Origin of the sequence: Corallococcus exiguus (assembly GCF_009909105.1) — a bacterium.
Lineage (GTDB): Bacteria > Myxococcota > Myxococcia > Myxococcales > Myxococcaceae > Corallococcus > Corallococcus exiguus.
Map to the genome: position 1 here is coordinate 226,019 of NZ_JAAAPK010000006.1, position 26,849 is coordinate 252,867.

General features: G+C 69.2%; 23 protein-coding genes. 19 read left to right on the top strand and 4 right to left on the bottom strand.

Features of this window, described 5'->3' with window-relative positions:
* Window positions 1-4: 4 nt before the first annotated feature.
* From GTZ93_RS24315 to GTZ93_RS24390, 17 genes are all read left to right on the top strand, one after another.
* Window positions 5-1,015 (top strand): ParB/RepB/Spo0J family partition protein, encoded by a 1,011-nt coding sequence (locus tag GTZ93_RS24315; RefSeq protein ID WP_139923522.1) that lies wholly within the window; start codon window positions 5-7, stop codon window positions 1,013-1,015.
* Between the two features lie 45 nt (window positions 1,016-1,060).
* Window positions 1,061-2,467 carry a sigma-54-dependent transcriptional regulator gene (locus tag GTZ93_RS24320; RefSeq protein ID WP_161663024.1) on the top strand — a complete coding sequence of 469 codons (1,407 nt, stop codon included), beginning with the start codon at window positions 1,061-1,063 and terminating at the stop codon, window positions 2,465-2,467.
* Window positions 2,468-2,667: 200 nt separating this feature from the next.
* Window positions 2,668-3,582 (top strand): type II secretion system protein GspC, encoded by a 915-nt coding sequence (gene gspC, locus GTZ93_RS24325; protein WP_167548360.1) that lies wholly within the window; start codon window positions 2,668-2,670, stop codon window positions 3,580-3,582.
* A gap of 28 nt (window positions 3,583-3,610) precedes the next feature.
* Window positions 3,611-6,214, top strand: a complete 2,604-nt coding sequence (gspD, locus tag GTZ93_RS24330; protein WP_139918920.1) for a type II secretion system secretin GspD — start codon at window positions 3,611-3,613, stop codon at window positions 6,212-6,214.
* Between the two features lie 5 nt (window positions 6,215-6,219).
* Complete coding sequence (gene gspE / locus GTZ93_RS24335) at window positions 6,220-8,046, top strand: type II secretion system ATPase GspE (RefSeq protein ID WP_139918921.1); 1,827 nt, start codon at window positions 6,220-6,222, stop codon at window positions 8,044-8,046.
* A gap of 6 nt (window positions 8,047-8,052) precedes the next feature.
* Window positions 8,053-9,309: a type II secretion system inner membrane protein GspF gene (gene gspF / locus GTZ93_RS24340; protein WP_139918924.1), complete on the top strand. Its 1,257-nt coding sequence runs from the start codon at window positions 8,053-8,055 to the stop codon at window positions 9,307-9,309.
* A 17-nt stretch (window positions 9,310-9,326) separates the two neighbouring features.
* A complete protein-coding gene (locus tag GTZ93_RS42185) occupies window positions 9,327-9,467 on the top strand; it encodes a hypothetical protein (RefSeq protein WP_167548361.1) in 141 nt (46 codons plus the stop codon).
* A 74-nt stretch (window positions 9,468-9,541) separates the two neighbouring features.
* Window positions 9,542-9,961, top strand: coding sequence for a type II secretion system major pseudopilin GspG (gene gspG, locus GTZ93_RS24345; RefSeq protein ID WP_014398369.1), 420 nt, complete (start codon window positions 9,542-9,544; stop codon window positions 9,959-9,961).
* A gap of 58 nt (window positions 9,962-10,019) precedes the next feature.
* Window positions 10,020-10,487: a type II secretion system protein GspG gene (locus tag GTZ93_RS24350; protein WP_120577229.1), complete on the top strand. Its 468-nt coding sequence runs from the start codon at window positions 10,020-10,022 to the stop codon at window positions 10,485-10,487.
* A gap of 8 nt (window positions 10,488-10,495) precedes the next feature.
* A complete protein-coding gene (locus tag GTZ93_RS24355; protein ID WP_120577230.1) occupies window positions 10,496-11,218 on the top strand; it encodes a pilus assembly FimT family protein in 723 nt (240 codons plus the stop codon).
* On the top strand, window positions 11,215-12,156 hold the full coding sequence (locus GTZ93_RS24360) for a type IV pilus modification PilV family protein (RefSeq protein WP_139918926.1): 942 nt from the start codon (window positions 11,215-11,217) through the stop codon (window positions 12,154-12,156). The genes GTZ93_RS24355 and GTZ93_RS24360 overlap by 4 nt, the downstream gene beginning before the upstream one ends.
* Window positions 12,153-12,827, top strand: a complete 675-nt coding sequence (locus GTZ93_RS24365) for a type II secretion system protein GspJ (RefSeq protein WP_121781272.1) — start codon at window positions 12,153-12,155, stop codon at window positions 12,825-12,827. The genes GTZ93_RS24360 and GTZ93_RS24365 overlap by 4 nt, the downstream gene beginning before the upstream one ends.
* Window positions 12,827-14,254: a type II secretion system minor pseudopilin gene (locus tag GTZ93_RS24370; protein ID WP_139918928.1), complete on the top strand. Its 1,428-nt coding sequence runs from the start codon at window positions 12,827-12,829 to the stop codon at window positions 14,252-14,254. Before GTZ93_RS24365 ends, GTZ93_RS24370 begins: the two co-directional genes overlap by 1 nt.
* Window position 14,255: 1 nt before the next feature.
* Window positions 14,256-15,863, top strand: coding sequence for a type II secretion system protein GspL (locus GTZ93_RS24375; RefSeq protein WP_139918930.1), 1,608 nt, complete (start codon window positions 14,256-14,258; stop codon window positions 15,861-15,863).
* Between the two features lies 1 nt (window position 15,864).
* Window positions 15,865-16,422: a type II secretion system protein GspM gene (gene gspM, locus GTZ93_RS24380; RefSeq protein WP_139918932.1), complete on the top strand. Its 558-nt coding sequence runs from the start codon at window positions 15,865-15,867 to the stop codon at window positions 16,420-16,422.
* A gap of 3 nt (window positions 16,423-16,425) precedes the next feature.
* Window positions 16,426-17,406, top strand: a complete 981-nt coding sequence (gene gspN, locus GTZ93_RS24385; protein ID WP_121753876.1) for a type II secretion system protein GspN — start codon at window positions 16,426-16,428, stop codon at window positions 17,404-17,406.
* Between the two features lie 152 nt (window positions 17,407-17,558).
* The gene (locus GTZ93_RS24390) at window positions 17,559-19,190 is read left to right on the top strand and encodes a sigma 54-interacting transcriptional regulator (RefSeq protein WP_139918934.1); all 1,632 of its coding nucleotides are present in this window, start codon (window positions 17,559-17,561) and stop codon (window positions 19,188-19,190) included.
* Window positions 19,191-19,209: 19 nt separating this feature from the next.
* Here the strand turns inward: GTZ93_RS24390 and GTZ93_RS24395 are convergent, their stop codons facing one another.
* Window positions 19,210-21,159, bottom strand: coding sequence for an APC family permease (locus GTZ93_RS24395; RefSeq protein WP_139918935.1), 1,950 nt, complete (start codon window positions 21,157-21,159; stop codon window positions 19,210-19,212).
* Window positions 21,160-21,321: 162 nt separating this feature from the next.
* Between GTZ93_RS24395 and GTZ93_RS24400 the strand changes: the two genes are divergently transcribed.
* Window positions 21,322-21,837: an RNA polymerase sigma factor gene (locus tag GTZ93_RS24400; protein WP_139918937.1), complete on the top strand. Its 516-nt coding sequence runs from the start codon at window positions 21,322-21,324 to the stop codon at window positions 21,835-21,837.
* A 21-nt stretch (window positions 21,838-21,858) separates the two neighbouring features.
* Here the strand turns inward: GTZ93_RS24400 and GTZ93_RS24405 are convergent, their stop codons facing one another.
* Window positions 21,859-22,512, bottom strand: coding sequence for a hypothetical protein (locus tag GTZ93_RS24405; protein WP_139918939.1), 654 nt, complete (start codon window positions 22,510-22,512; stop codon window positions 21,859-21,861).
* Window position 22,513: 1 nt separating this feature from the next.
* Complete coding sequence (locus tag GTZ93_RS24410) at window positions 22,514-24,691, bottom strand: S46 family peptidase (RefSeq protein ID WP_139918940.1); 2,178 nt, start codon at window positions 24,689-24,691, stop codon at window positions 22,514-22,516.
* Window positions 24,692-24,813: 122 nt separating this feature from the next.
* Here GTZ93_RS24410 and GTZ93_RS24415 point away from each other — a divergent pair, with 122 nt between their 5' ends.
* Window positions 24,814-25,551 (top strand): M50 family metallopeptidase, encoded by a 738-nt coding sequence (locus GTZ93_RS24415; protein ID WP_139918942.1) that lies wholly within the window; start codon window positions 24,814-24,816, stop codon window positions 25,549-25,551.
* A gap of 13 nt (window positions 25,552-25,564) precedes the next feature.
* Here GTZ93_RS24415 and GTZ93_RS24420 read toward each other — a convergent pair whose 3' ends face one another.
* Window positions 25,565-26,842 carry a hypothetical protein gene (locus GTZ93_RS24420; RefSeq protein ID WP_139918943.1) on the bottom strand — a complete coding sequence of 426 codons (1,278 nt, stop codon included), beginning with the start codon at window positions 26,840-26,842 and terminating at the stop codon, window positions 25,565-25,567.
* Window positions 26,843-26,849: the final 7 nt, after the last annotated feature.

Sequence of the window (26,849 nt, forward strand, 5' to 3'; positions counted from 1 at the left end):
GCGCATGGCCGCGAAGTCCGCTCGCAAGTCCGCCCCCGCGAAGTCGAAGTCGGCCACCCCGCGCAAGCCGCGCCGCAAGAAGGCCGAACCGAAGTCACGGGGCCTGAGCGCGGCGGAGGTGGCGAGCGAGGCCGTGGCCTTCCCCGACACCCTCCTCCAGGCCGTGCGCGAGGACGGCGGACAGGTGCTGTCCGTCTACCGCGACCCGCTGGGCGGACACCCCGTCGTCTTCGCCGTGCTCCCCATCGACAAGGTGGAGCCCACGCCCTACCAGCGCGACCTGTCCGAGCCCCACGTCAAACGGCTCGCGACCGCCATGGAGCGCCTGGACCGCTTCCTCGACCCCGTCATCGCCGTGCGCATGAACGGCCGCTACTGGACGCCCAACGGCAACCACCGCCTCAACGCCAGCAAGCTGCTGGGCGCGAAGTCCATCGTCGCGCTGCTCCTGCCGGACGAGGACGTGGCCTATCAAATCCTCGCCCTCAACACGGAGAAGGCCCACAACCTGAAGGAGCGCTCGCTGGAGGTCATCCGCATGGCGCGGGGACTCGTCGGCGCGAACCGCCAGGGCAAGGAGTCCGCCTTCTCCCACCTCTTCGAGGAGCCCTCCTTCCTCACCCTGGGCGCCGCCTACGAGAAGCGCCCCCGCTTCTCCGCGGGCGCCTACCACCCCTTCGTCAAGGTGGTGGACGGCTTCCAGGACGTGCCGCTGGCACAGGCCCTGGCCGTGCGCGACGCCCAGGCGGAGCAGCTGCTGGAGTTGGACGACGCGGTGGTCGCCGTCGTCAACGCCCTCAAGGAGCGAGGCCTCCAGAGCCCCTACCTCAAGAACTTCGTCGTCGCCCGGCTCAACTTCCTGCGCTTTCGCAAGGACGGCCCACCTCCCACCTTCGAAACCACCGTGCGCCGCATGCTGACCAGCGCCCTGCGCTTCAACGTGGACAAGGTGCGCCGCGAGGACATTGGCCGCATGGGCGGCGGGCCCATGGAACCGGACGAAGAGCAGGCCTGATGGGAATGGGGATTGCAGGGCAGTGTTGAGAGGCCCCGCACTCCCATGACATCTCCCACGGTCCTGGTCGTCGACGACGACCGCGCCAACCTCGATTCCGTCGCCCGCATCTTCCAGCGGGAAGGCTTCGCCACGTTGTCCGCCGCGCAAGGCACGGAGGCGCTGGAGATGCTCCGTCGCCCCGAGGTCAGCGTCATGGTCACCGACCTGATGATGCCCGGCATGGACGGCCAGGAGCTGCTCAAGGCCAGCCGCGCCATCCGCCCGGACGTGGAGGTGGTGCTGATGACCGCCTACGGCACGGTGGAGACAGCCGTGGCCGCCATGAAGGACGGCGCCTACGACTTCATCACCAAGCCCCTCAAGCGCCACGCCCTGGTGAAGGCCGTGCAGAAGGCGCTGGAGAAGCAGGCGCTCGTCCAGGAGAACACCTCCCTCAAGGCGAAGCTCGCGGAGATCAACCCCGCGGGCGGGCGCGCCATGGTGGGCCAGTCCCCCGCCTTCCGCGCCATGCTGGACACCATCCGCCAGGCGGCGCCCTCCACCGCCACGGTGCTCTTGCTGGGCGAATCCGGCACCGGCAAGGAGCTGGCCGCCAGAGCGCTGCATGAGCACTCCGCCCGGGCGAAGCAGTCCTTCATCGCCGTCAACTGCGGCGCCATTCCAGAGAGCATCCTGGAGGCGGAGCTCTTCGGCGTGGAGCGCGGCGCGTACACCGGCGCCGTCACCCGCCGCGAGGGCCGCTTCGAGCGCGCCAGCGGCGGCACCCTCTTCCTGGACGAGGTGGGCGAGATGCCCCTCTCCGCGCAGGTGAAGCTCTTGCGCGTGCTCCAGGAGGGAGAGCTGGAGCGGCTGGGCGGCACGCAGACGGTGAAGGTGGACGTGCGGCTGGTCGCCGCCACCAACAAGGACCTGCAGAAGGAGGTCGCCGAAGGGCGCTTCCGCGAGGACCTCTACTACCGCCTGCACGTGGTGGAGATCCGCGTGCCCGCGCTCGCGTCGCGCCGCGAGGACATCCCGCTCCTGGCGGAGGCCTTCCTGCGCCGCTTCTCCGCGAAGAACGGCAAGGTGCTGCGCGGCTTCTCCCCGGACGCCCTGGGCGTGCTGGAGAACTACGCGTGGCCCGGCAACGTGCGTGAGCTGGAGCACGCCGTGGAGCGCGCCGTGGTGCTGGCCCGCACGGACGTGCTGGAGGCCAGCGACCTGCCGGAGTCCGTGCGCAAGGGGCCCCTGGGCTCCGCCGGACAGCTGGTCATCCCCATCGGGACGCCCATGGAGGAGATTGAAAGGCGCGTCATCCACGAGACCCTGCGCCACACGCGCGGGGACAAGACGCTCGCCGCCCGCCTGCTGGGCATCGCCGCGCGCACCATCTACCGCAAGCTCGAGCGCGAGCAGGGCGGCCCGGACGCGCCTCCAGTCCCCCCCTCCCCTCCCACCAACGCGGACTGACAGGCCGTCACACCGGCCCCCGCCCGCTTTTGACAATTTGTCCGGACGTCCTGTCCCGGCTGTCCCCCTGGTCGGGGCCCCGTCCTATTCCGAAATAATTTCAAGGACTTGGCCGTAAGTCGTGGGTTTGACGCCCGCCCAGCGATGGCACCTGCCTTGCTCAAGGTCCCATCTGGGGCTGGCTTTCTCCCGGAAGCGTGATGGAACTCTTCTTTCGCAAGTACTTCTGGAGCGTGAACCTGTTGTTCATCCTGCTCGTCGCCCTGCTGGCGGCGCGCACGGTGAACCTGTTCGTCGAATCCTCCATCTCCCCCGCGCCCGCGTCCGAGGCTCCCGCCCGCGTCGCGCAGCGCACCCACGCCGCGGACAGCGGCCTTGCCACCATCGACGCGGAGCGCCTGTCGCGGCTCACCGGCGTGAAGCTGCCCGCGGAAGAGGTCGCGGTGAGGGAGCCGCCCACGTCGCCGGAGTTCGACGCCAACGCCCCGCCGGCCAAGAGCGGCCTGCGCGTGAAGCTGCTGGGCACGCTCGTCGCGGCCAACCCGGACTGGTCCTTCGCGTCCATCCAGGACATGAACACGCAGCGTTCGCAGACGTACATGATCGGCAACAACCTGATGGGCGCCACCGTCATGGAGATCGAACGCGAGCGCGTGATCATCAACAACAACGGCCGCCGCGAGTTCATCGACGGGCAGCCCGGTGACGGCGCCGTCGCCGCCTACACCCCGCCTCCCGTCGCCCCCACCGCCACCCCGACCAACAACCTGGGCAACGGCATCAAGTCCACGGGTGAGAACGAGTACGAAGTCCCCAAGGCCGAAATCGACAAGACGTTGAGCAACCTCAACGACGTGGCGATGCAGGCGCGCATCGTGCCGGCCTTCAAGGACGGCCAGGCGGTGGGCTTCAAGCTGTTCTCCATCCGCCCGGACAGCATCTATTCGAAGATCGGCGTCCAGAACGGTGACGTCATCCGCCGCATCAACGGCTTCGACATGAACAGCCCCGAGAAGGCGCTGGAGATCTACTCGAAGCTGAAGGACTCCTCCCGTATCGAGATCGAGATCGAGCGCAACGGCGCGCCGATCCGCAAATCCTACAACGTCCGTTAAACACCCCCGTCAAAGCGCCCGCTCCTCCATGAAGACGACGCTCCCGTCCTGGATGCTCTGCCTGTGCCTCGCGCTCTCCGTTCCCGCGTGGGCCCAGCGCCGTCCTACACAGCCCGGTACCCCGCCCCCCGCTCCCGCGGCCCAGGGTGAACGCGACCGGACCATCACCCCGCAGGGCGGTAGCAGCGCCGCGCCCGCCGAGAACCAGGGCCCCCGCCAGACGCCCACGTGCGAGCAGGCCCGTCGCAACGCGCGCTACGGCATCTACTTCGACAAGGTGGACATCGAGAAGCTCGTCCAGACCGTGTCGGACGCCACCTGCCGCACGTTCATCCTCCCGGAGAACGTGCGCGGGAAGATCTCCATCATCGGTCCGGAGAACGGCCGCGTGGAGGTGGACGCGGACTCGTTCTACTCCGCGTTCCTCGCCGCGCTCGACGCGAACGGCTTGGCCGTCTACCCGTACGGCCGCTTCCTGAAGATCGTCGACAAGCGCTCGGCGAAGCAGAACCCCATCCCGACCATCGTGGACGAGAACACCCCGTACACGACGAACGAGCAGATGGTCACCAAGCTGTTCAAGATCAAGTACGTGGAGGTGGAGCCGCTGCGCGGCGTCCTCCAGCAGCTCGTGTCCAAGGACGGCGACACCATCCCGTACCCGCCGGACACCATCATCATCAACGACGTGGGCTCCAACATCCACCGCCTGGAGCGCCTGATCAATCAGCTGGACAGCCGCTCCTCCAGCGACGAGATGCGCATCATCCAGGTGCAGTACGCCACCGCGCAGGACGTGGCCAACACCATCCAGAAGCTCTTTGAAGCCAAGGCCGGCGCGGGCGGCCGCGCGGGCCAGCGCCCCGGCAACTTCACGCAAGGCCAGCCGGGCCAGCCTCCTCCGGGCGCGGAAGGCGTCGCTGGCGGCACGGAGTCGGGCGGCGCCGTCACGCTGTCGCAGATCATCCCGGACGAGCGCACCAACAAGCTCATCATCGTGGCCAGCCCCGCCGCCTTCGGCCGCATCCAGGACCTGGTGCGCGAGGTGGACATCCCGTCCGGCAGCGGCAACAAGATCAACGTCTACCCGCTGGAGAACGCCAACTCGGAGGAGCTGGCCAGCACGCTCCAGTCGCTGGCGCAGGGCACCGCCAACCGCCCCCAGCGCGGCCCCATCCCGCAGCAGCCGCAGGGCCTGCCGCGCGCGCCCGCCCAGGCCGCGGAGCTGTTCAGCGGCGAGGTGAAGATCTCCGCGGACAAGGGCACCAACTCGCTGGTCATCGTCGCCAGCCAGGGGGACTACAAGAACATCGTCCAGATCATCCAGCAGCTGGATCAGCCGCGCCGCCAGGTGTTCGTGGAGGCGGTGATCATGGAAGTGAACCTGGACCGCAACAGCGAGTTCGGCATCAACTTCCACCAGGGCTTCAGCCTCAAGACGGATGACGGCGCCATCCCCGGCATCCTGGGCACCAACTACTCCGGCGGCGGCGTGCCCCCGTCCTTCTCCCTGGCGAACCTGGCCGGCATGGGCGGCTTCCTCGCCGGCATCCAGGGCCCCGTCCTGCCCGGGCTCAAGAACCTGGGCATCGACATCCCGGCCTTCGGCGTGGTGCTCAACGCCATGCAGCAGTCGTCCGACGTGAACGTGCTGTCCACGCCGCACCTGCTCACCAGCGACAACGAGGAGGCCGAAATCACGGTGGGCCAGAACGTGCCCTTCCAGTCCGGCTTCACCCCGTCCGCGCTGGGCAGCTCGCTCGGCGGCACGGGAACCGGCGCCAACGGCGTGCAGGCCTCGCTCCTGGGTTCGCTGGGCGGCCTGGGGTCGCTGTACGCACCCATCACGCGCCAGAACGTGGAGCTCAAGCTCACCGTCAAGCCTCAGATCAACGAGAGCGACTTCATCCGCCTCGTCATCACGGAGCAGACGGAAGAGATCGCCTCCACGGACCCCGTCCTCGGCCCCACGACGTCCAAGCGCAGCGCGAAGACGACGGTCATCGCCAAGGACATGGAGACGGTGGTGATTGGCGGCATCATGCAGGACCGCACGCTGGAGTCCGTCTCCAAGGTGCCGGTGCTGGGTGACATCCCCCTGCTGGGCCACCTGTTCCGCGACACCACGCGCCGCAAGACGAAGACGAACCTGCTGCTCTTCCTCACGCCCTACATCATCCGCGGCCAGGACGACTTCCGTCGCATCTTCGAGCGCAAGATGAAGGAGCGGCAGCAGTTCGTGGAGCAGTTCTACGGCCAGGTCCCCGGCTATGACGTCGCGGTGGACTTCAGCCGCAAGCCCGGTCCCCTGTCGCGCATGAACCAGTCCGTCATCAAGGAAGAGCAGCGGGTGGAGAATGGCGGCAGCGGCACGACCAACGAGCGGGTCATCCGCCCGGCTGGCTCCCCGGCTCCCGGCGGCTCTCCGTCCCCCGCGCGGCCGGGCGGGGAAGCGCCTGCTCCGCAGGAAGGTGCCGCACCCGTCCCCGAGGGCGACCAGGCACCGCGAAATTTAGAGGCGCCTCCGGAAGGTTCGGAGAGATCAGTCCCCGCGCCACAGCCCGAGGTGATCGCGCCCAGCCCGGACGCGGACGCCGAGCGGCTGCGCATCCAGCCGGGAGACGGGGAGTAACAGCCATGGACCTGACCGCCGACACCACCACCTCACAAGGCTCCACCGCGACGCCCGACGTGTCCGGCGGCCGCAACGACGCCACCCAGGTCGTGGGCCATGGGCTCGCGTACCTCTGTGGCCGGCCCATTGGAGAGATCCTCCGCGCGCTCGTGCCCGCCCTCACCCCGGAGAAGATTCAAGAGGCGCTCGCCACCCAGCAGGAGAAGGGCGGGCGGCTGGGTGAAATCCTGGTGGGCATGAAGGCGGTCAGCGAGGAGGACGTCGCTCGCGCCCTGGGCCACCAGCTGGACCTGCCCTACCTCCAGCGCATCTTCGCGGAGGAGGTGGACGCGGACCTGGTCAAGCGCATCCCCATCAACTTCGCCCGCCAGACGCAGCTGCTCCCGCTCTCCATGGAGGGCGATGAAGTGGTGCTCGCGGTGGCGGATCCGCTGGACACGACGGCGTTGGATCACGCGCGCCTGCTGCTGGGTCAGGGCATCCAGCCGCGCATCGCGCTCGCCTCCACCATCGTGGACACCATCAACAGCGTGTACGACCGCTCCGTCAACGAGGCGGAAGCGCTCGTGGACGAGATGGAGACCACGGAGGACCTGGACTCGCTGGCGCACGAGCTGGAGGAGCCCAAGGACCTGCTGGACGCGGACGACGAGGCCCCGGTCATCCGGCTGGTGAACTCCGTGCTCTTCCGCGCCGCCAAGGAGCGCGCGAGCGATATCCACATCGAGCCCATGGAGCGCGAGCTCCTGGTGCGCTTCCGCATCGACGGCGTGCTCCAGGAGGTCATCAAGCCGCCCAAGCGCTACCAGAACTCCATCATCGCGCGCGTGAAGGTGATGGGGCAGCTCAACATCGCGGAGAAGCGCCTGCCGCAGGACGGCCGCATCCGCATCAAGCTCGCGGGCCGAGACATCGACATCCGTCTGTCCACCACGCCCACGTCCTTTGGCGAGCGCATCGTCATGCGTCTGCTCGACAAGACGGCGACGCTGCTGGACCTGGCGGAGATCGGCATGAGCCCGCAGGTGCTGGGCAACATGCAGGCCGTCATCAAGCGCTCGCACGGCATCGTCCTGGTGACGGGCCCCACGGGCTCCGGCAAGACGACCACGCTCTACGGCGCGCTCTCCAAGATCAACACCTCCGACCTCAACATCCTCACCGTCGAGGACCCGGTCGAGTACCAGCTCAAGGGCATTGGCCAGATGGCCATCGCCCCGAAGATTGGCCTCACGTTCGCGCAGGGCCTGCGCTCCTTCCTCCGCCAGGACCCCGACGTCATCATGGTCGGTGAAATCCGCGACAAGGAGACGGCGGAGATCGCCATCCAGGCGTCCCTCACGGGCCACCTGGTGCTCTCCACGGTGCACACCAACGACGCGGCCGGTGCCGTGACGCGACTCGTGGACATGGGCGTTCAGCCCTTCCTCGTGGCGTCGTCGCTCACCGGCATCCTCGCCCAGCGCCTCGTGCGCCGCGTGTGCCCGGACTGCCGGCAGGCCTATACGCCCACGGACGAGGACCTGAAGGAGCTGGGCTTCACGCTCGCCAGCTTCAAGGCGAAGTTCAACACGGACCGCATCTACCGCGCGACGGGTTGCCCGTCCTGCAACCGCAACGGCTACCGCGGCCGCTCCGGCATCTACGAGTTCCTCTTCGTGGACGACGACGTGCGCCAGCTGGTGCTCAAGAACGTGGACGCGTCCACCATCAAGAAGTCCGCCCTGGCCAAGGGCATGACGACGCTGCTGGATGACGGCGTGCGGAAGATCGCCCTGGGCGAGACGACCATCGCCGAAGTGCTGAGCATCACGCAGGAGGACATCTAGTCCGCCATGCCCGTCTTCGAATACAGAGGCCTCGACTCCCACGGCAAGCAGAAGAAGGGCTTGCTGGAGGCGGACTCACCCAAGACGCTGCGCTCCAAGCTGCGCGCCGACGGCATCTTCCTGACCGACGTGCTCGGGCATGCGGAGGGAAGCCGCGCGGGCGTGTCCAAGGGCGCCAACGCGTCGCTCGTGGCGCGCGACGTGGACCTGCGCAAGCTGGCCAGCGGCCGGGTCAGCACCGAGGACGTCGCCATCCTCACCCGCCAGCTCGCGACCCTGCTGGGCGCGGGCGTCACCATCGTGGACTCGCTCAACGCGCTGGTGGACCAGGCGGAGAAGGAGCGCCTCAAGCGCGCCCTCTCCGACATCAAGCAGCGCGTGAACGAAGGCTCGTCCCTGGCGGACGCGTTCAGCCAGCACCCCAAAATCTTCCCCAGCATCTACATCAACATGGTGCGCGCGGGTGAGGCCTCCGGCGCGCTGGACACCGTGCTGCTGCGCCTGGCGGACTTCACGGAGAACCAGGCCAAGCTGCAGCAGAAGATCCTCGGCACCATGCTCTACCCCGCCATCATGATGCTGGTGGGCGGCGGCATCCTGGTGCTGCTGATGGTGTTCGTCGTCCCGAAGGTCACGAAGATCTTCGAGACGATGAAGGCCACCCTGCCCCTGAACACGCGCATCCTCATCGCCGCGTCCAACTTCATGCAGGCGTGGTGGTTCCTGGTGATTCCGGCCATGGTGGCGGGCTTCATCTTCTTCATGCGCTGGACGAAGAGCCCCAAGGGCAAGCCCAAGTGGGACCGCTTCACGCTCAAGGCGCCCATCTTCGGCAGCCTGGTGCGCCTGCTGGCCATCTCCCGCTTCGCGCGCACGCTGTCCACGCTGCTCAAGAGCGGCGTGCCCATGCTGGCCGCGCTGGACATCGTCAAGGCGGTGATGACGAACTCGGTGCTGGCGGACGCGGTGGAGAACGCCCGCGAGTCCATCCGCGAGGGCGAAAGCATCGCCACGCCCCTCAAGCGGTCCGGCCAGTTCCCGCCGCTCGTGTACCACATGGTCGCCATCGGTGAGAAATCAGGGCAGCTGGAGGACATGCTGCTGTCGGTGGCGGACTCCTATGAGACGCAGGTGAACGTGCGCATCGGCGCGCTCACCAGCCTCCTGGAGCCCATGCTCATCGTGGTGATGGGCGTGATGATTGCATTCGTCGCCCTCTCCATCCTGATGCCGATTCTGCAGGTGAACACGGCCATCCATTAGGTGGAGGGAGCCTCCCGATGAACGACACGCTCGACCGGTGGATCCAGCGCGCCACGCTGACGGGGCTCCTGGCCCTGGCCGCCACGCTGGCGACGGTGGGGGCCACCCTCTACGTCCACCGCGACCCGCCCGCCGCCTCCAGCGCGGGCACGCCCTGAATCAACGCCTCTGACATCCCGACACACCCATTGCGCGGTGGCTTGCCAGAAAGTCACCCGAAGGTGAGGACGACATGACGACGACGAACGCGAAGAAGCAGCAGCGCCGCAAGAACCGCGGCATGACCCTCATCGAGATCATGGTGGTCATCACCATCCTCGGGCTCATCGCGGCGGCGGTGGGCGTGGCCGTCATCCCGAAGCTGGAAGAGGCCAAGCAGGACACCGCGAAGCTGGACATCCGCAACATCCAGAGCGCGATGAAGCTCTACTACACGAAGAAGGGCTCCTACCCGGACACCGCCACGGGCCTCAAGGCGCTGGTGGACACCAACAACCTGGAGCGCATGCCGCTGGACCCCTGGGGCCGCGAGTACGTGTACATGAACGAGGGCGGCAAGCCGGTCATCACCAGCTACGGCGCCGACGGCAACCCGGGCGGCGAGGGCTCCGACGCCGACATCTCCTCCAAGGACCAGAACGCCCGGCAGTAACGGGCGTTTTCCTGAAGCAAAGCCGCGCCTCCCGCGTGTTGTCGTAGGAATGCCCGTGATGACTCCCGAGCACACTTCCTCCCCGACGTCCGCGCGCGAGGCGCGAGCCGTTTCCAGCGATCAGGCCCGCGCCCGCTCGCAGCGCGTGGGCCGCCTGCTGCTGCTGGGCGTCTTCGCTCTCGCCACCCTGCTCGCGTTCGCGCTGGTGTGGGTCACCGAGGACAACTCGCTCACGCCCACCCAGCGCCAGGCGCGCGAGCAGATCCGCCGGCTGGAGGGCTTCTTCAAGGCCTACCACCGGCTGATGGGCTCCTTCCCCACGCAGGCGGAAGGCTTCGCGCCGCTCATCGCCTCCAAAGTGTTGGACAGCACGCCACTCGACCCGTGGGGCCACCCGTACGTCTACCGCATGGAGGGCAAGTCGGGCGCCGTGCTGTCGCTGGGCTCGGACGGCAAGCCCGGCGGCACGGGCGACGCCGCGGACCTCTTCAGCGGCGGCATCGTGGCACAGGAGGTGCAGCCTTGAAGCCGGCCATGTCCCCTGCTCCCGCCCGCCGCCGTCGCGCCCCGCGCGGCCTCACGCTGATTGAGATCTCCATCGCGCTGGCCATCGCGGCGGTGATGTTCGCCGCGGTGACCCTTGGCATTGGCGCCATCACCGGCGCGAAGGCGAAGGGCAGCGCCACGGAGCTCGCGGGCGTCATCCGCTCGCTCTACGACTCGGCGGCGCTCAGCGGCAAGACGTGCCGGCTGGTGTTCGAAATCCCCGACCCGAAGCGTGAAGAGGCCACGCGCTACCACGCCGAATGCGCCGCGGGCGGCGTCACCACCTCGCGCGACCGGGACTCGGCGCTCCGCGACGAAGCGCGCGACCGCGAGCGCGCCCGGAAGGCCGGCAACAACGGCGGGGACTCGCGCAAGAACTACACGCGCTCGGAGGGCTCGCAGCCGTCCGCGCAGGAGCTGATGGACGAGGAGAAGAACCGCATCGAGTCCCAGTCCACCTTCTCCGCGTACACCGCGGAGGAGATCTCCCCCAAGCAGCTCCCGGCGGGCGTGGCGGTGTCGGTGTGGACGCGGCAGCAGCGCGAGCCGGTGGAGAGCGGCGTGGCCTATCTCTACTTCTTCCCGCAGGGCTACACGGAGAAGGCCATGGTCTTCCTGCGCCAGGGTGACAACGCCTGGACGCTGGACGTGTCACCCCTGACGGGCAAGGTGTTCATCGCATCCGAGGCCCTGGAGGTGCCCCGCTCATGACGACTCCAACGCGAAGGCACGGGGGCTTCACCCTGCTGGAGACGATGGTGGCCATGGCCATCCTCAGCGTCGCGCTGATGGCCATCTTCGACCTCAACTCCGGCGCGGTGGCGAACCACGTCTACACCAAGCGGCTCACCGTGGCGGCGCTCCTGTCCCGCTCGAAGATGACGGACCTGGAGCAGAAGCTCTACGACGACGGCTTCGAACAGGACGACGACGAGCAGTCCGGCGACTTCTCCGACGAGGGCTGGCCCCAGTTCAAGTGGCGCGCCCGCATCATCGCGCCCAAGACGGACGGCGTGACGCCGGACCAGCTCATCGGCGCCATCTTCAACCTGCCCATGGGCGGCGGCGACTCCGGCGACCCGCTGGGCGGACTGGCCAGCCTCTTCGGTGGCGGCGGCGGTGACAGCAAGGGCGGCACGCCTCCTGGCGGCACCACCGGCGCCAGCCCCCTGGGCGCGTCCGCCATGAGCATGGCGCAGCCCATGTTCACGCAGATGGTGGACCAGCTCACCAAGTCCGTCCGCGAGGTGCACCTCACCGTGTACTGGAAGGAAGGCACCCAGGTGGAGAGCGTGGACGTGGTGACGCACGTCGTGTCCCTGGGGCCCGGCGGAGATCGCAACGGCGGCTTCACGCCCAACGCGGGCAGCACGGCGGGCGCGGAGAACCAGTGGGTGAACCCGCGCACGGGACAGGTGGTGGACAACCCCATCCCCGGCCCCAACGGGCAGATGCTGGACCCGAACACGCGCGAGCCGCTGGTCAACCGGGCGGCCATGCTCAACCAGCTCAACGGCAACACGGGCCAGCAGGGCGGCGGCAACGGCAACACCGGCGTCAACCCGCGCGCTCCGGGCGGTGGCATCTTCGGCGGCCGGGGTGGCATGCCGAACCTGCCGAGCCTGCCTCGCGGAGGGAGCATCCGATGAAGCGGCGCATGCGTGGCTTCACCCTCATGGAGGTCATGGTCGCGGTGGGCATCACCGCCCTCATGGGCACCGTCGTCGCCATGGCCTTCCAGACGGGCATCAACGCCAAGGAGGTCGTGGAGGGCGAGGCGGAGCGCTACCGCATGGTGCGCGTGTCGCTCAACCGCATGGCGCGGGAGATTGGCTCCGCGTTCGTGAGCGACCGCTATGACTTGCGCCGCTTCCGCGACCAGAACGACCGGCCCACCAACTTCATTGGCGAGCGCGAAAAGCTGACCTTCACGACGTTCGCGCACCAGCGCCTGTACACGGACGTGAAGGAGTCCGACCAGGCGGTGGTGGAGTACTTCGTGGAGAACTCCTCCGAGCGCGGCGCCCGGCAGCGGCAGGACCTGAAGCGGCGGGTGGACCCCAACGTGGGGGACCGCATGGACCGGGGCGGCACCACGGACGTCCTCTTCGAGGGCGTCAAGGGCGTGGAGTTCGCCTACTGGGATTCCGAAAAGAAGGAGTGGGACGACGAATGGGACACGCGGCGCACGGAGAAGAAGGACATCCTCCCCACGCGCGTGCGCATCACCGTCATCGCCCTGGATGAGTCGGGCAAGGAGGCGCGCTACACCACGCAGGCGCGCATCGTGCTCAACACGACCCTGCCGAGGTTCAACTGATGGCCTTCCCCTACTTCCAGCAGGCGTCCCGCCGGCGCGGCAAGGCGCGGACGGCCGTCCCCCAGGCGCCGGCGCAGCAGCGCTCGCCGGCGGAGCGCAAGCACCGGCGCTCGCGCGGCGTGGCGCTCATCATCGCGCTCGTGTCCATCACGCTGCTCACGGTGGTGGCCACGGAGTTCGCCTACAACACCCGCGTGGACCTGCAGCTCGCCGCCAACCAGCGCGACGAAGTGCGCGCCTACTACATGGCCCGCTCCGGCCTGTCGCTGGGGCGGCTCTTGCTGCGCTTCCAGAAGCAGGTGGACCAGACGCCCATCCCCAACCCCGCGAGCATCCTGGGCGCACTCACGGGCGGCGGCGCCAACGGCGCGGGCGGCGCCAACGCGTTCCAGCCGCAGTCGCTCAACCTCCAGCTCTGGAAGCTGGCGCGGGTGGACTGCCACATGCTCAAGGGCCTGGTGAAGAGCGACGGCGCGGAGGACGCGAGCGGCCGCCCCATTGAGACGGAGCCCCTGCAGGCGGACTCCAACTTCCAGATGGAGGGCGAGGACGGGGAGAACGCGGGCGCGGCCACGCAGATGGCGGCGCAGATGCAGCGCAGGTCCTTCGGCGGCTTCGAGGGCTGCTTCCTCGCGACCATCAGCGACGAGGAGGAGAAGCTCAACGTCATGCGCCTGAACACCGGCGGCGCGGAGGCGCAGGCCACCGCCCTGCGCATGGCGGACATGTTCGCGGACAAGCGCTTCGAGTTCCTCTGGCAGCAGGACGACGCCAACCACGTGCGCTCCACGCCGCAGGACACCGTCATCGCGCTGAAGGACTGGTCGGACGAGGACACGACCCAGTCCACCTTCAACCGCAACGACCCCACCAACCCCTTCGTCTCCGGCTTCGCGGACGAGGGTTCACCGTACAGCCGCTACGAACCGCGCTATGACGTCAAGAACGCGCGCTTCGACAGCCTGGACGAGCTGTACCGCGTGCATGGCATCAACGACCGCTTCATGGCGGCCTTCCGCGACCGGCTCACGGTGTACCCGGACATCAACTCCAAGCCGAACATCAACACCGACGACCCCATCATGCTGGGGCTGGCCATCATGTCCGCCGCGGACCCCAACCGGCCGGACCCGCGCCTGACGGACCCGGTGTTCCTCAACGAGCTCATCAGCCGCATCCGCGCCGCGCGCATGTTCAACTTCTTCGGCATGTCGGTGTCGGACTTCCTGGGCGTGGTGGAGCAGGCGGGCATCGCGGTCAACCCGCTGATCAAGGGCAACGTCCAGCAGAACCGCTACCTGGGCGACAAGAGCAAGACATTCACCATCAAGTCCGTGGGAGAAGCGGGCAGCGTCCAGAAGACGCTCACCGCCGTCATCCGCCTGGACGACGGGCTGGGCAAGCTCGTGTATTACAGAGAGGAATAGCATGGCCCGCATTCTTGGCCTGGACCTGGGCAGCCACTCCGTGAAGGGGGTGGTCCTCACCTCCGGGACGAAAAGCAACACCACCCAGGCCTACGCGGAAGTGCGCCGCGCGCAGGAAGGCGAGCGCTTGGAGACGCTGCGCGCCGCGGTGGAGGAGCTGCTCGGGAAGATGCCGCAGGGGCACGTGGACCAGGTCGTCATCGCCCTGCCCGGCCCGTCCCTCACCACGCACGCGGTGAGCCTGCCCTTCTCCGACAGCAAGCGCGTGGAGGCGACGCTGCCCTTCGAAGTGGGCAGCCAGCTGCCGTTCGACATCTCGGAGGTCGTCTACGACTACCAGGTGGTCGGCCAGAAGGACACCGGCGGCAAGGAGAAGGCCGCGGACCTGCTGGTGGGCGTGGTGAAGAAAGAAGAGCTCCAGTCGCTGCTGGCGATGCTGAGCGGCCTCCAGGTGGATCCTCGCGTCATCACCCACCCGGCGCTCGCGTACCAGAACCTCTTCAACCAGCTGCCCGGCCTCTTCGAGGGCGTGGGTGACGGCGGCCCGGTGGCGGTGGTGGACATCGGCCACGAGCGCACGGCGGTGGCCATTGGCCACCCGGGCAAGGGCGTGGAGTTCGCGCGCACCTTCGCGGGCGGCGGGCGCGACCTGACGCGAGCTTTGGCCACGGAGTTCCAGACGACGGTTCCGGAGGCCCACGCGTGGAAGGAAGCGCACGGCGTCATGGCCAGCGCCGCGCAGGGACCGGACGCCGAGCGCGCCGCGAACGCCTTCGTGCGCGGCATGCAGCCGGTGCTGCGCGAGCTGCGCCCGTCCTTCAAGGCCTACGCCGCGCGCGCCCGCCAGCAGGTCTCCGCGGTGGTGCTGTGCGGTGGCACCGCGCGGATGCCGGGCCTGGCCGAGCAGCTGTCCAAGGACCTGAACCTGCCGGTGCGCGTGCTGGCGCTCCCGGTGGACGCGGCCGCGATGGTTGGCCCCAAGGAGACGCCGTCCGCGGCGCAGGCGTACGCGCTGGCCATGCGCGGCAACGCGGCCGGGGTGAAGGCGCCGCGCTTCAACCTGCGCCGGGGCGAGTTCTCCTTCAAGGGCGGCTACGACTACGTGAAGGACCGGCTGGGCCTGCTGGCGTCCTTCGCGGTGACGCTGCTGCTCCTGCTCATCGCATTCGGCGTCGTGCGCAATACCGTCCTGGCGCGGCGCGAGGCGGAGGTGGACGCGGTGCTCTGCAAGACGACCCAGCGCATCCTGGGCACCTGCGAGACGAACTACGACCGCGCGCTGAACATGCTCAAGGGCGTGGAGAGCCCCGCCGCGGCGCTGCCCGCGATGTCCGCGGTGAACCTGCTGGCGGAGGTCACCCAGCGCATCCCGCCGGAGGTGCCGGTGAAGTTCGACCGCATCCAGGTGGACCTGGACCGCATCATGCTTCAGGGCGAGACGGACAGCTCCAAGCAGATCGACACGCTCTCCGCCGCCTTGAAGGGCCACCGCTGCTTCAAGGACGTGAAGGAGGGCAAGGTGGAGAAGACGCGTGACGGGCAGAAGGTGACCTTCCGCCTGGACGTGCAGGTGCAGTGCCCCGGCGAGACGCCGGCGGGAGAGACCTGACATGGGAAAGCTTCGAGAACTCATCGCGCCCCTCCAGACCTGGTTCGAGCGGCTCTCCGACCGCGAGCGCAAGCTCGTGGCGCTGGCCAGCTCCGCGGTGCTGGTGTTCGTGCTCTTCGTCACCCTCTTCAGCTTCGCCAACAGCGCGCAGGGCTACCGCCGGCGCACGCAGGACAAGCTGGCGAAGCTGCAGGAGGTGCAGGCGCTGGCGACCAGCTACGGTCAGGCGCAGGCGGACCGGCAGAACGTGGAGCAGCAGCTCACCCAGAGCAACGTGCGGCTCATCACGTACATTGAAGACAAGGCCACCGCCGCGGGCCTCACCGTCCCCAACATGACGCCCAAGGGCGACGTGGGCGTGGGGGACGGGAAGATCATCGAAAGCTCCGTGGAGCTGACCTTCACGGACGTGGACCTGCGCAAGCTGACGGACTTCCTGCGCACGGTGGAGACGGGCCCGGGCATCGTGAAGGTGAAGTACCTGCGCGTGGAGCCCCGGCCCGCCACGGACACCCTGACGGCGTGGACGACCGTCGCCACCTACCGGATGAAGCAATAGCCCATGGCCACTGAATCCAAGATCGCCCGCTGGAAGCTCGTCCTGGGCTACACCGCCTTCGCGGTGGTGGCGTTCATCCTCTGCCTGCTGCTCACCTTCCCGTACGACGCGGTCCGCTCGCGGCTGGTGACGGAGGCCGCGGCCCACGGGCTGGCGGTGCGCATCGACAGCCTGCGTCCCGGCCTGTCCGGCGTCACCGCCACCAACGTGCGCCTGAGCAAGCCGCCCACGCCGCTGGGCTCGGAGTCCGTGGCGGCGCTCGCCCGGGGTGAGTCCGGCGGGCTGGGTCCGGACGAGTTGGGCCAGCCGCTCATCTTCGACAGCGTGGCCCTGCGCCCGTCCCTCTTCCCGGTCGGCGTGGTGGTGAAGATGAAGGGCATGGGCGGCACGGTGAACATCCACGTGGGCGGCATGAGCAGCACGTCGCTGAACGTGGACGTGGACGGCGTGCAGGCCGGCGGCGGAAACCTGCCGGCGTACACGGGCGTGGACATGGAAGGCACCCTCAACGCGAAGCTCGCGCTCACGGCGCCGGGGACCCTGATTCGCGGTCAGCCGGTGGACTGGTCCCAGGCGTCCGGCACGGTGGCGCTGGACACCCAGGGGCTCACCATCAAGGGCGGCAAGGCGGCCATCCCCATGGGCGGCGGGCCCGCCATGCCCATGGAGCTGCCGCGCGTGGTGCTGGGCGAGCTGAAGGGCGACGTCCAGTTCGACAAGGGCATGGGCACGGTGCGCGACCTGAACCTCAAGAGCGAGGACCTGGAAGGCTCCGGCACCGGCACGCTGAAGCTGGGCCGCCGGCTGGAGTACAGCGAGCTGGGGCTCGACGTGCGGCTGAAGTTCGAGCAGGCCTTCCAGCAGCGGCTGGGCCCCCTGGCGCTCGCGGTGAACATGCTGCCGCAGGACCGGGACAACCCGGGTTGGCGCGGCGGCCGGCTCACCGGCATGGTGAGCAGCCCCCGCTTCGGTCCCAAGCGGTAGGTCGCATGCAGTAGGGGTGACGGGCAGGGTCGGTTCCGGCCCTCCCCCACCCGGCGCCGGCTCCTTCTTGGCCCCCGGTTGATGCCCGCGCACGCGCCGTGTAAAGCGCTGCGCGCGGCCCTGGGGTGTCCGGGCGTGGGAGAGAGTTCGTAATGCCGGAGCTGGTGTTCTTCCGTCGAGGCGAGGAAGTGCTGCGGGTGGCGGTGGACCGGGCGCGGGTGGTGCTCGGCCGGGGCGACTCCAGCGACGTGGCCATTCCGGATCCGGAGGTGAGCCGCCAGCAGGTGGCCCTCCTGTGGGACGGCCAGAAGTGCCGCGTGGAGGATCTGTCCGGCAAGGGCACGAAGGTCGCGGGCGCGATGGTGGAGCACGCGGACCTGCCGGACGGCGCGGACATCGAGCTGGGCCAGTGGCGCGCGGTGTTCCGCCAGCACGGCGCCAGCGACGACGCGGACGCGGCCACGGAGGCCGGCAGCGCCACCGCCGTGCAGGGCCGCGACTCGCAGCGCTGGCAGGCCGCGCAGCTGCGCGTGAAGCAGGGCGGCTCGGAAGCCGTGCACCGGCTCACCGGCGACAGCTTCACGGTGGGCAAGGACGCGGGCAACGACCTGGTGCTCCAGGACCGGTTCATCTCCAGCCGGCACCTCAAGGTGACTCGCCGGGAAGGCGTCTTCCACGTCGTGGACCTGCGCTCCACCAACGGCACCTGGCTGGGGCCGGTGCGCCTCTTCGAGGCGGAGGTGACGCTGCCCACCACGCTGCGCGTGGGCGAGGCGGAGCTGATCCTGGAGACCGTGCCCGCGGCGAAGAAGGAGGCGCAGGCCTTCCACGGCATCCTCGGGAACGACCCGTCCGTGCGGCAGCTCACGGACCTGATTCAGCGCGTGGCGCCGTCCACCGCGGCCGTCACCATCCTGGGCGAGTCCGGCACGGGCAAGGAGCTGGTGGCGAACGCGCTGCACGCGTGCTCGCCGCGCGCGAACCGGCCGCTCATCCCGGTCAACTGCGCCGCCATCTCCAAGGAGCTGATCGAGAGCGAGCTGTTCGGCCACGAGAAGGGCGCGTTCACCGGCTCCGTGGGCGCGCGCAAGGGCGCCTTCGAGGAGGCGGACGGCGGCACGCTGTTCCTGGACGAGATTGGCGAGCTGCCCCTGGACCTCCAGGCGAAGCTGCTGCGCGCGCTGGAGAGCGGCGAAATCAAGCGCGTGGGCGCCAGCCGCCCGCTGCACGTGGACGTGCGCGTGGTGGCGGCCACCAACCGCGACCTGCTGGCGGCGGCGCGCGAGGGCCGCTTCCGCGAGGACCTCTACTACCGCCTGTGCGTCGTGCCCCTGCACCTGCCGCCCCTGCGCAGCCGCCGGGGAGACGTGGTGGCGCTGGCGGAGCACTTCATGCGCGCGTTCGCCCCGCGCGGACAGACGGTGCGCTTCACGCCGGCCGCGTTGGACCGGCTCCAGCAGCACGCGTGGCCGGGCAACATCCGCGAGCTGCGCAACGTGGTGCACCGCGCGCTGCTGTTGCGCAAGGGCCCGTCCATCGACGCGAGCGACCTGTCCTTCGACCAGGAGGTCAACCGCGAGACGGGCATCACCGTGCCGGAGCTTCCACCGGGCATGACGCTGGAGCAGATGCTGGAGAAGCTGGAGCGGCAGATCATCGAAACCGCGCTGCGACGCTTCAACAACAACCGCGAGCGCGTGGCGCGAGAGCTGGGCCTCGCGCGCTCCACCCTCTTCAAGCGCCTGAAGGACTGGGGCCTGACGAAGCAGGACGAGCAGGAGTGACGTCGAAGGCGCTTCCGCCCTACCCGCTGTCTCCGGGGTGGGCGGGGTCGCCCCAGGCGGAGTGCGGCGCCGGGTGCGCTTGCGTGCGCATGTACCAGGGCACGCTGACCACCACCAGGCGCCGCTCGCCGGACAACAGCAGCGCGCTGCGGAGCAGCTCCGAGCGGCGGCCGTAGAGCATGGCCCGGTACCAGCGATTCTCCAGCAACTCCGGCAGCACCATGGCCACGGTGCCGCCCGGCACCTCCTCGAGCAGCGCGTCCAGGTAGTCCATCAGCGGCCACACCAGCGCGCGGTACGGCGACCCCACGTGCACGAGCGGCGGAGGTTTGCGCCCGGCATCCTGGAGCGGCGCCTGGACGAAGCGCTGCCACTGGGCGTCCAGCGCCGCCTCGTCGGTGTCACCGCTGCAGATGTGCACCGCGCGCACGTCATCGCTCAGCGTCAGCGCGAAGCGCAGCGCCGTCTCCGACGCGTGGGACCAGCGGTCCACGGGCACCACGGCGACAATCGGTGACGCGGGCGTCAGGAGTACGGGCCGCTTCAGCTCCGTCACCTGCCGCGTGCGCGTGTACGCGGCGTGAACGCGCGACAGCACCAGCAAGCCCACGGGCACGAGGACGAACGCGGCCCAGCCGCCGTGCACGAACTTGGACACGCCCACGATGCACAGCGTGAGCGCCGTCATCACCGCTCCCGCGCCGTTGAGGGCCCGGCGCCACCGCCAGCCCTCATCCTCCCGGTGCCGGCTCCAGTGCACCACCATGCCGGCCTGGGACAAGGTGAAGGCCATCAGCGCGCCAATGGCGAACAGGGGAATCAGCCGATCCGTGATGCCCTTGCACACGATGAGCAGCACGGCCGCGAGCGTGGACAGGGTGAGGATGCCGCGCGACAGGGCGAGCCTGCGGCCCCGGTGGGCGAAGCCCGGCGGCAGGTAGCGCTCGCGCGCCAGCACCTGGCAGACGAGCGGGAAGCCCGCGTAGCTGGTGTTCGCGGACAGCGCGAGCACGCAGAGGATGGCGGCCATGGCCACGTAGTAGAAGACGCCGCGCCCCATCACCGCCGCGATGAGCTGCGACAGCACCGTCTGGTAGTTCGCGCCGTCGGGGTCCGTGGCGCCCACGCCGTACGCCCGGCACAGGAGCGCGATGCCCAGCAGCATCGTCACCAGGACGCCCACGATGATGCCCAGCGTGGTGCGCGCGCGGCGGATGGACGGGTCGCGGAAGATGGGCACGGCGTTGCTGATGGCCTCCACGCCCGTCATCGCCGTGCATCCGCTGGCGAAGGCGCGAATCACCAGCCACGCGCCCAGGGACGCGGTGGGCACAGCCAGCGGCGGCGGCTGCTGCACGGGCATCGCGTCACCGGTGGCCAGCTTGAAGAGGCCCACGGCCAGCACCACGCTCAACGAGGTGATGAAGAACCACGTGGGCACGACGAACACGGCGCCCGCTTCGCTGACGCCGCGCAGGTTCACCACGGTGAGCAGCGCCAGGATGCCCAGGGTGATGGGCAGCGTGTGCGGCCGCAAGGCGGGGAGCGCGGACACCAGCGCGCCCGTTCCGGCGGAGATGCCCACCGCCACGTTGAGCAGGTAGTCCAGCATCAGCGCCGTCGCCGCGAGCAGCCCCGCGCCCCGCCCCAGGTTCTGCTTCGCCACGGTGTACGCGCCGCCACCGCTGGGATACGCGGCGAGGGTCTGCGCGTACGAGCTCGCGACGATCATCAAGAGCCCGACGATGGCGGCGGTGATGGGGAAGAGCAGCCACAACCCCGAGGCCCCCAGCGGACGCAGCACGGTGAGCGCGGCCTCCGGGCCGTACGCGGCGGAGGACAGCGCATCCAGCCCGAGCAGGGCCACGCCGGTGAGGACGCCCGTCTTCTCCTGCATCGCCTGCGCGCTGGTGAGCGGGCGCCCCAGGAGCAGGTCCATGAGTCCGTTGCCCTCGCGGCGCCGGGGCATGAACGGCCTCCTGCGTCCGTACTCGGCCAGCTGAGCCATGCCCGGAAGGTGCGCACCGGCTGTCCGGGCGAAAACACGGCCCCGGAGTCTCATGCCCTCCAGGGCAATAGACCCTTTCGCGGGCCCGTTCGTTTCACGGGAAGACACAGGAGACCGTCCGCCATGGGCCCGCACGCCGCCGTCCTCCCCTTCCCCACCCTGGATGCTTTGTACGCCCTTCACCGTCCCCGAGCGCTGGCCATTGCCCGGCGCATCGTGGGGGACACCGACGACGCGGAGGACGTGGTGCAGGACGTCTTCCTGCGCCTGTCGCGGCAGCCACCGGGACTGGATGGACGGGCGACGTGGACGACCTGGCTGCACCGGGTGATGGTCAACAGCAGCATCAACTGGCTGCGCGCGCGCAGGCGCCGGGAGCGGCTGACGCACGCGCCCCAGGAGGCCGTGTCGCCAGAGGCCCACGCCATGGGCACGCAGATGCAGGAGCACTTCCACGAAGCGCTGGAGGAGGTGAACCCCCAGCAGCGGCAGGTGCTCTACCTGCGCGAGGTGCGCGGCCTGGGCTCCGCTGAAATCGCCCGGCTCCTGCGCATCCCCGAGGGCACCGTGAAGAGCGCCCTGCACCGCGGCCGCCAGCGCGCCCTCACCGTGATGGAGGAGCGCGGCCAGCGGCCTTGAGTCTCCCGAGCCCGGGCGCCGTTACTCGTCGCCCTTGCTGCCCACGAACTGATCACCCTTCTCCTTGAAGAGGAGGTTGAAGCTGGTGAGCGAGCCGTAGACGCGGGTGATGTAGCCCTGCATCTCCGCCTTCTCCGCGTCCGTGAGCTTGGGGTGCGCGTTGAGCTTCTGCTCCAGCACGCGGATGCGGTCGCGCACCATCGTGACCTTGTGGAACAGGCCGTCGATGGGCATGTCCTTCGCCTGCAGCTCCGGGTTGCCCGGCACCAGCCGCACCGTGCCGCCCTCCCACTTGCCGGCGAGCGGCGGATCACTGAGGCCCGCCGCCTCCCGGAAGATGTCCATCAGCTCTTCGCGCGTCATGTTCAGCCCTTCCAGGTCCACCACTTCGTGCGGATCCGCGCGGTGGCGCACCACCACGGGCGCCACGCTGCGCGGGGCGCGGGTTCGCGTGCTCGAAACCACGGGCGCCGGGGCCGCGGAGCCCCGGGGCGCGTACTTGTCACAGATGGGCGCGGAGGGCGGGAACATGCCGCGCGAGTTCTGCAGGCGGCACGGCCCCACCCATCCACGATGATCCACGGAGTGCGGGCTCCAGAGCTTGCAGTTGCCACACACCCGCTCATCCGGCCGGAAGGTGGGCAGCGCTGGAGTCCCGTCCCCCGCGTCCGACATGTCAGCGAGCCTCCTTGGCCACCGGCTTGCCCTTGCGGACGTTCAGCTCACGCAGGAGGGAGTCCGCGTCCTCGACCTGGTCGAGCTGCCAGAGCAGGTAGCGCACGTCCACGTTGACGTTCCGGGCCACGTCCGGATTGTAGCCGAAGTCGTTCGCGACGTTCTCCCACACGCGGTCGAAGTTCACGCCCACCAGCTGCCCCTTGCCGTTCACCGTGGGGCTGCCGGAGTTGCCGCCCGTCGTGTCCGCGTCCGCCAGGAAGTCCACCGGCACATCCTTCAGCCGGGGGTCCACCCACTGCCCGAACTTCTTCGCCGCCGCGGCCGCGCGCACCTTCTCCGGCGCGTTGAAGGGCTCCTCACCGGTGTGCTTCTGCATCATCCCCGTCAGCGTCGTCTGCGGCAGGTACAGCGCGCCGTCGCGCGGCGTGTAGCCCTGCACCTTGGCGAACGACACGCGCAGCGTGCTGTTGGCGTCCGGAGCAATCGGCTTGCCCGCCTGAGCCATCACCGCCTTGCGCCACGCCGGCCGCAGCCGGGAGGACGCGCCCTGACGACGGTCGCGCGTGTCATCCAGCGCGGCCTGCTCCTTCGCCAGCTCCATACCGAACGCCAGCATGGGGTCGCGGCGCGCGGCGAGCTGCCCCACGGACTCGTCCGCCATCTTCAGGCGCTCCGCCAGGGTGAGCACCTTGGTGCCCGCGTACAGCGAGTCGATCTTCGCGGAGACGTCCTTCTCCGAGTACGTCTTGCCGAAGGCCGCATCCACGGACGCGATGCGCGCGTCCGCGGGGAGCGCCTGCGCGCGCTTCACGAACGCGTGCAGCAGCGCCTTGTCCGAGGCGAGGAAGAGGTTCTTCTGCTCGCGCTCCAGGCGGTCCTTGATGCGCGGCACCTCGCGGTCCATGTACTCCGGGCGGCGCTCCAGGTCCGGCTTCGCGCGCTCCATGGCCAGCCGGGACACGGACGTGGCCAGCGCGGGGCCTCGCGCCAGACGGCTGGACATGTTCAGGAGGAACTCGCGGTCGAAGGTCTTGGCGGAGTCCTGCTGCTCCGCGAGCAGCGCCTCGCGGGCCTTGAGGGCATCCCCCCACTTCGCAGCGTCCTTCTGCGCCCAGGCGACGGTGGCGGCCTCCGTGTCGCGCTGCTTCTCCACGATGTGGCCGCGCTTCAGGCCCGCCAGCTGGCCGCCCGCGTTCTTGTAGGCGTTGTGCAGGCCCTTGAGCTGCGAGGCCACGGCGATCTTCCCGGCCGGATCCTTCTCCCCTTCCGTCTCCAGGATGCGGATGGCCTCGCCCAGCACGTCGCGCATGCGCGGGTAGTAGCGCGCCTGGCGCTCCGCCATCTCGTCCGCCAGCAGCGTGCGGTAGGTGCTGCCCGGGTAGCCCAGCACCATCACGAAGTCGCCCGGCTTCACGCCTTCGGTGGACAGGGGGAAGAAGAACTCCGCCTTGTAGGGCACGTTCTTGTCGCTGAACGCCGCGGAGGCGCCGTCCGGCGCGGTGTACGCGCGGATGATGGCGAAGTCGCCGGTGTGGCGCGGCCACATCCAGTTGTCCTCTTCGCCGCCGTACTCACCCACGGCGCGCGGCGGAGCGTAGACCAGGCGCACGTCCTGCAACTCCACCGCGTCCACCAGCGTGTAGTTCACGCCGCCGTCGAAGGTGGCCACCTGGCAGCGGGTGGCGGGGCGCTTCTCGCACTCGGCCACCAGCTCCTTCTGCTTGCGGTCGATGGCCTTGTAGCGCGCGAGGTCGTCCGCGCCCTGCGGCACGGCGCCGTTGATCTCCGCCGTCACGTCCTTGAAGCCGCGCGGCACCTGCACGCGCGAGCCCTTGCCCGGGAGCTCCTCCGACTGGCTCTTCGCGAGGAAGCCGTCGGTGATGAGGTCCTTCTGCGGGGAGCTGTGCTCCTGGATGATGGAGAAGGCACAGTGGTGGTTGGTGATGATGAGGCCGGAGGCGGAGATGAACGACCCGGAGCAGCCACCGGTGTTCACCGTGCCCGCCAGCAGGCCCGTGCCCCGCTTGGGGTCCCACAGCTTGTTGGGTGGCAGCTGGAGGCCCTGGGCCTTGAGCCAGGCAGGGCTCAGTTCCAGTACCTGCTGAGGGGTCCACTTCCCTTCCCCGGCGAAGGCCGGGGCTGCCACGAGCGCGAGGAGCAGGAGCGTCTTCTTCATGGTGACCCTTCCCTACTCCGTCCGACGCCCCGGCGCGACCGTTCCGGTGTCCGGGGCGCGCGTTTTCGCGGAAGATGGAACGCGCTTGGATGTTCCGGTGTCCAGGCAGGAGGGGACCAGCGATGCGGACCGCGAGCGGGGCGACACTGGATTTCGGAAGGCTGGCGCTGCTCCTGCTCTTGATGGGGGCGTCCTGGTACTTCTGGTATTCGCCGGTGCTGTGGCCGGTGAAGGTGCTGGTGGTGATGATGCATGAGAGCGGGCATGCCATCGCCTCGCTGCTCGTGGGGGGCTCGGTGGACCGGGTGCACCTCCAGGTGAACGAGGGAGGCAGCTGCCTCTCCCGCCTGCCGCCGGGCGTGCTCAACCGCGTCATCGTGTCGTCCGCGGGCTACCTGGGCAGCGCGGTGGCGGGCGCGGGGCTGATGCTGGCCACGTTCCGGTTCCGGCTGGGCCGCGCGGTGATGGGCGCGGCGTCCGTGTGGCTGGCGGTGATGGGCTTCTTCTACGCGGGGGACCCGTTCACCCTGGCCTTCTGCCTGGGCATGGCCCTGGCCATGGGACTGGGCGCGCGCTTCCTGCCCACGGGGCTGGTGGACGCGCTCAACCTGTTCCTCGCGGCCTTCACCGCCCTCTACGTCATCTTCGACTTGAGGGACGACCTGTGGAACAGCGCGGTGCGCGCCCAGAGCGACGCGGCCATCCTCGCCAGCGAGACATGGGTGCCGTCCATTGTCTGGGCCGCGCTGTGGACGCTCTTGTCCCTGGCCCTGCTGGCGGTGTCCGCGTACTGGGCCATGCACGCGAAGCCGGGCGGCGGCGTGAAGATGCCGCCCATGGCCCGCGCGCGGCGGGTGTGAGCCGAGCGGGCGCTCAGGTCCCCAGCCAGGCGATCACGTCGTCGTACGTGAAGGGGTGCTCGTAGATGTCCATCAGGTAGTCCTCCGCCGGGTCCATCACCTCGTGGTAGGTGTGCACCGGCGTGAGGCTCTTGGGGTAGCCGCCCACGGACTGGTCCGCGTTCCAGTACCCGAAGATGCCGAAGGCCATGGCCTTCATCCGGTCCGCGAAGAGCTGGGTTGCCACCGGGCCCGCGCCATTCGCGGGCCGCAGCAGGGCGACCATCTCGAACAGGCGGGCCGCCGTGTGCGAGCGCCCGGTCTCGATGGGCATGTGGTGCTCTCGCGCCGTCTCCGTGTCCGGCGAGTCCTCGTTGCGCGTGCCCGCGCCCTTGCGCCCCTGATCCCAGGCCACCTGCCGGCGCTCCGTGTGCGGATCCCCGGTGTAGCGCGTGAGGTCCTTCTTGAGCACGTTCGCGCGAGCTGCGCCGTCCGTCGTCCAACGCCTGGGCCGGGCGGGGCTCGTCGCCCCCTGGTAGGGATGCGGGACCAGCTCCTTGTGCATGGAGATCATGGCCCGGCTGTTGCCAATGGGGCTGAACAGCTCCTTGAGGTCGTGGAGGATGGCGACGTTCTCCGCGACGGAGAAGTCCCGCCGGTCATAGCTCAGGCTCACCCGGTCCTTGCTACGCACGCTGTAGTCGTACAGCGGCTGCGCCGTCAGGTTCATCACCAGGTTGATGGGGTTGAGGTTGCCGCCCAGCTTCTCCCACTGACGGCGCTCGTAGGCCGGGTACGAGTTGGCCTCGTTGTAGCTGCCCGTCATGTTGGGCAGCAGGTTGAAGGGCGAGTACGTCTGCACGACGTGGCTGATGGTCCCGCTCCAGCTGTCGTGCTCCCATAGGTACTGCCCCAGCGCCCTGCGCAGGTCATTCAGCGTCTGGCGTGTCCGGGCATGCTCCAGGACGTCCTCGGCCAGCTCCTGCTCCAGCTCGCGGTTGCGCTGGCAGCGGGCGTCGGCCTCGTACATCAGGTGCATGTAGAACTCGCCCTTGCTGGCGAAGGCCTTCCAGTAGGCCTTGGGCGCGGTGTTCGTCATGCCGAAGGTGGGCTCGAAGGAGCCCAGCTTCGTGCCCTTGGGGAACGACCACGGCTTGGAGGCGATCCACGACCGGAGCGTGTTGCGCAGCCCCACCTTCGTCAGGTGAGCCAGCCGGGTGCGGTCCGTCGTCCGCGCGTACGTGTAGGCGCCGTCCGCCAACGTCTTCGCATCCGCGTCCTTCACTGCGACCGAGCTGATCTCCACGGGCATCGCGCGT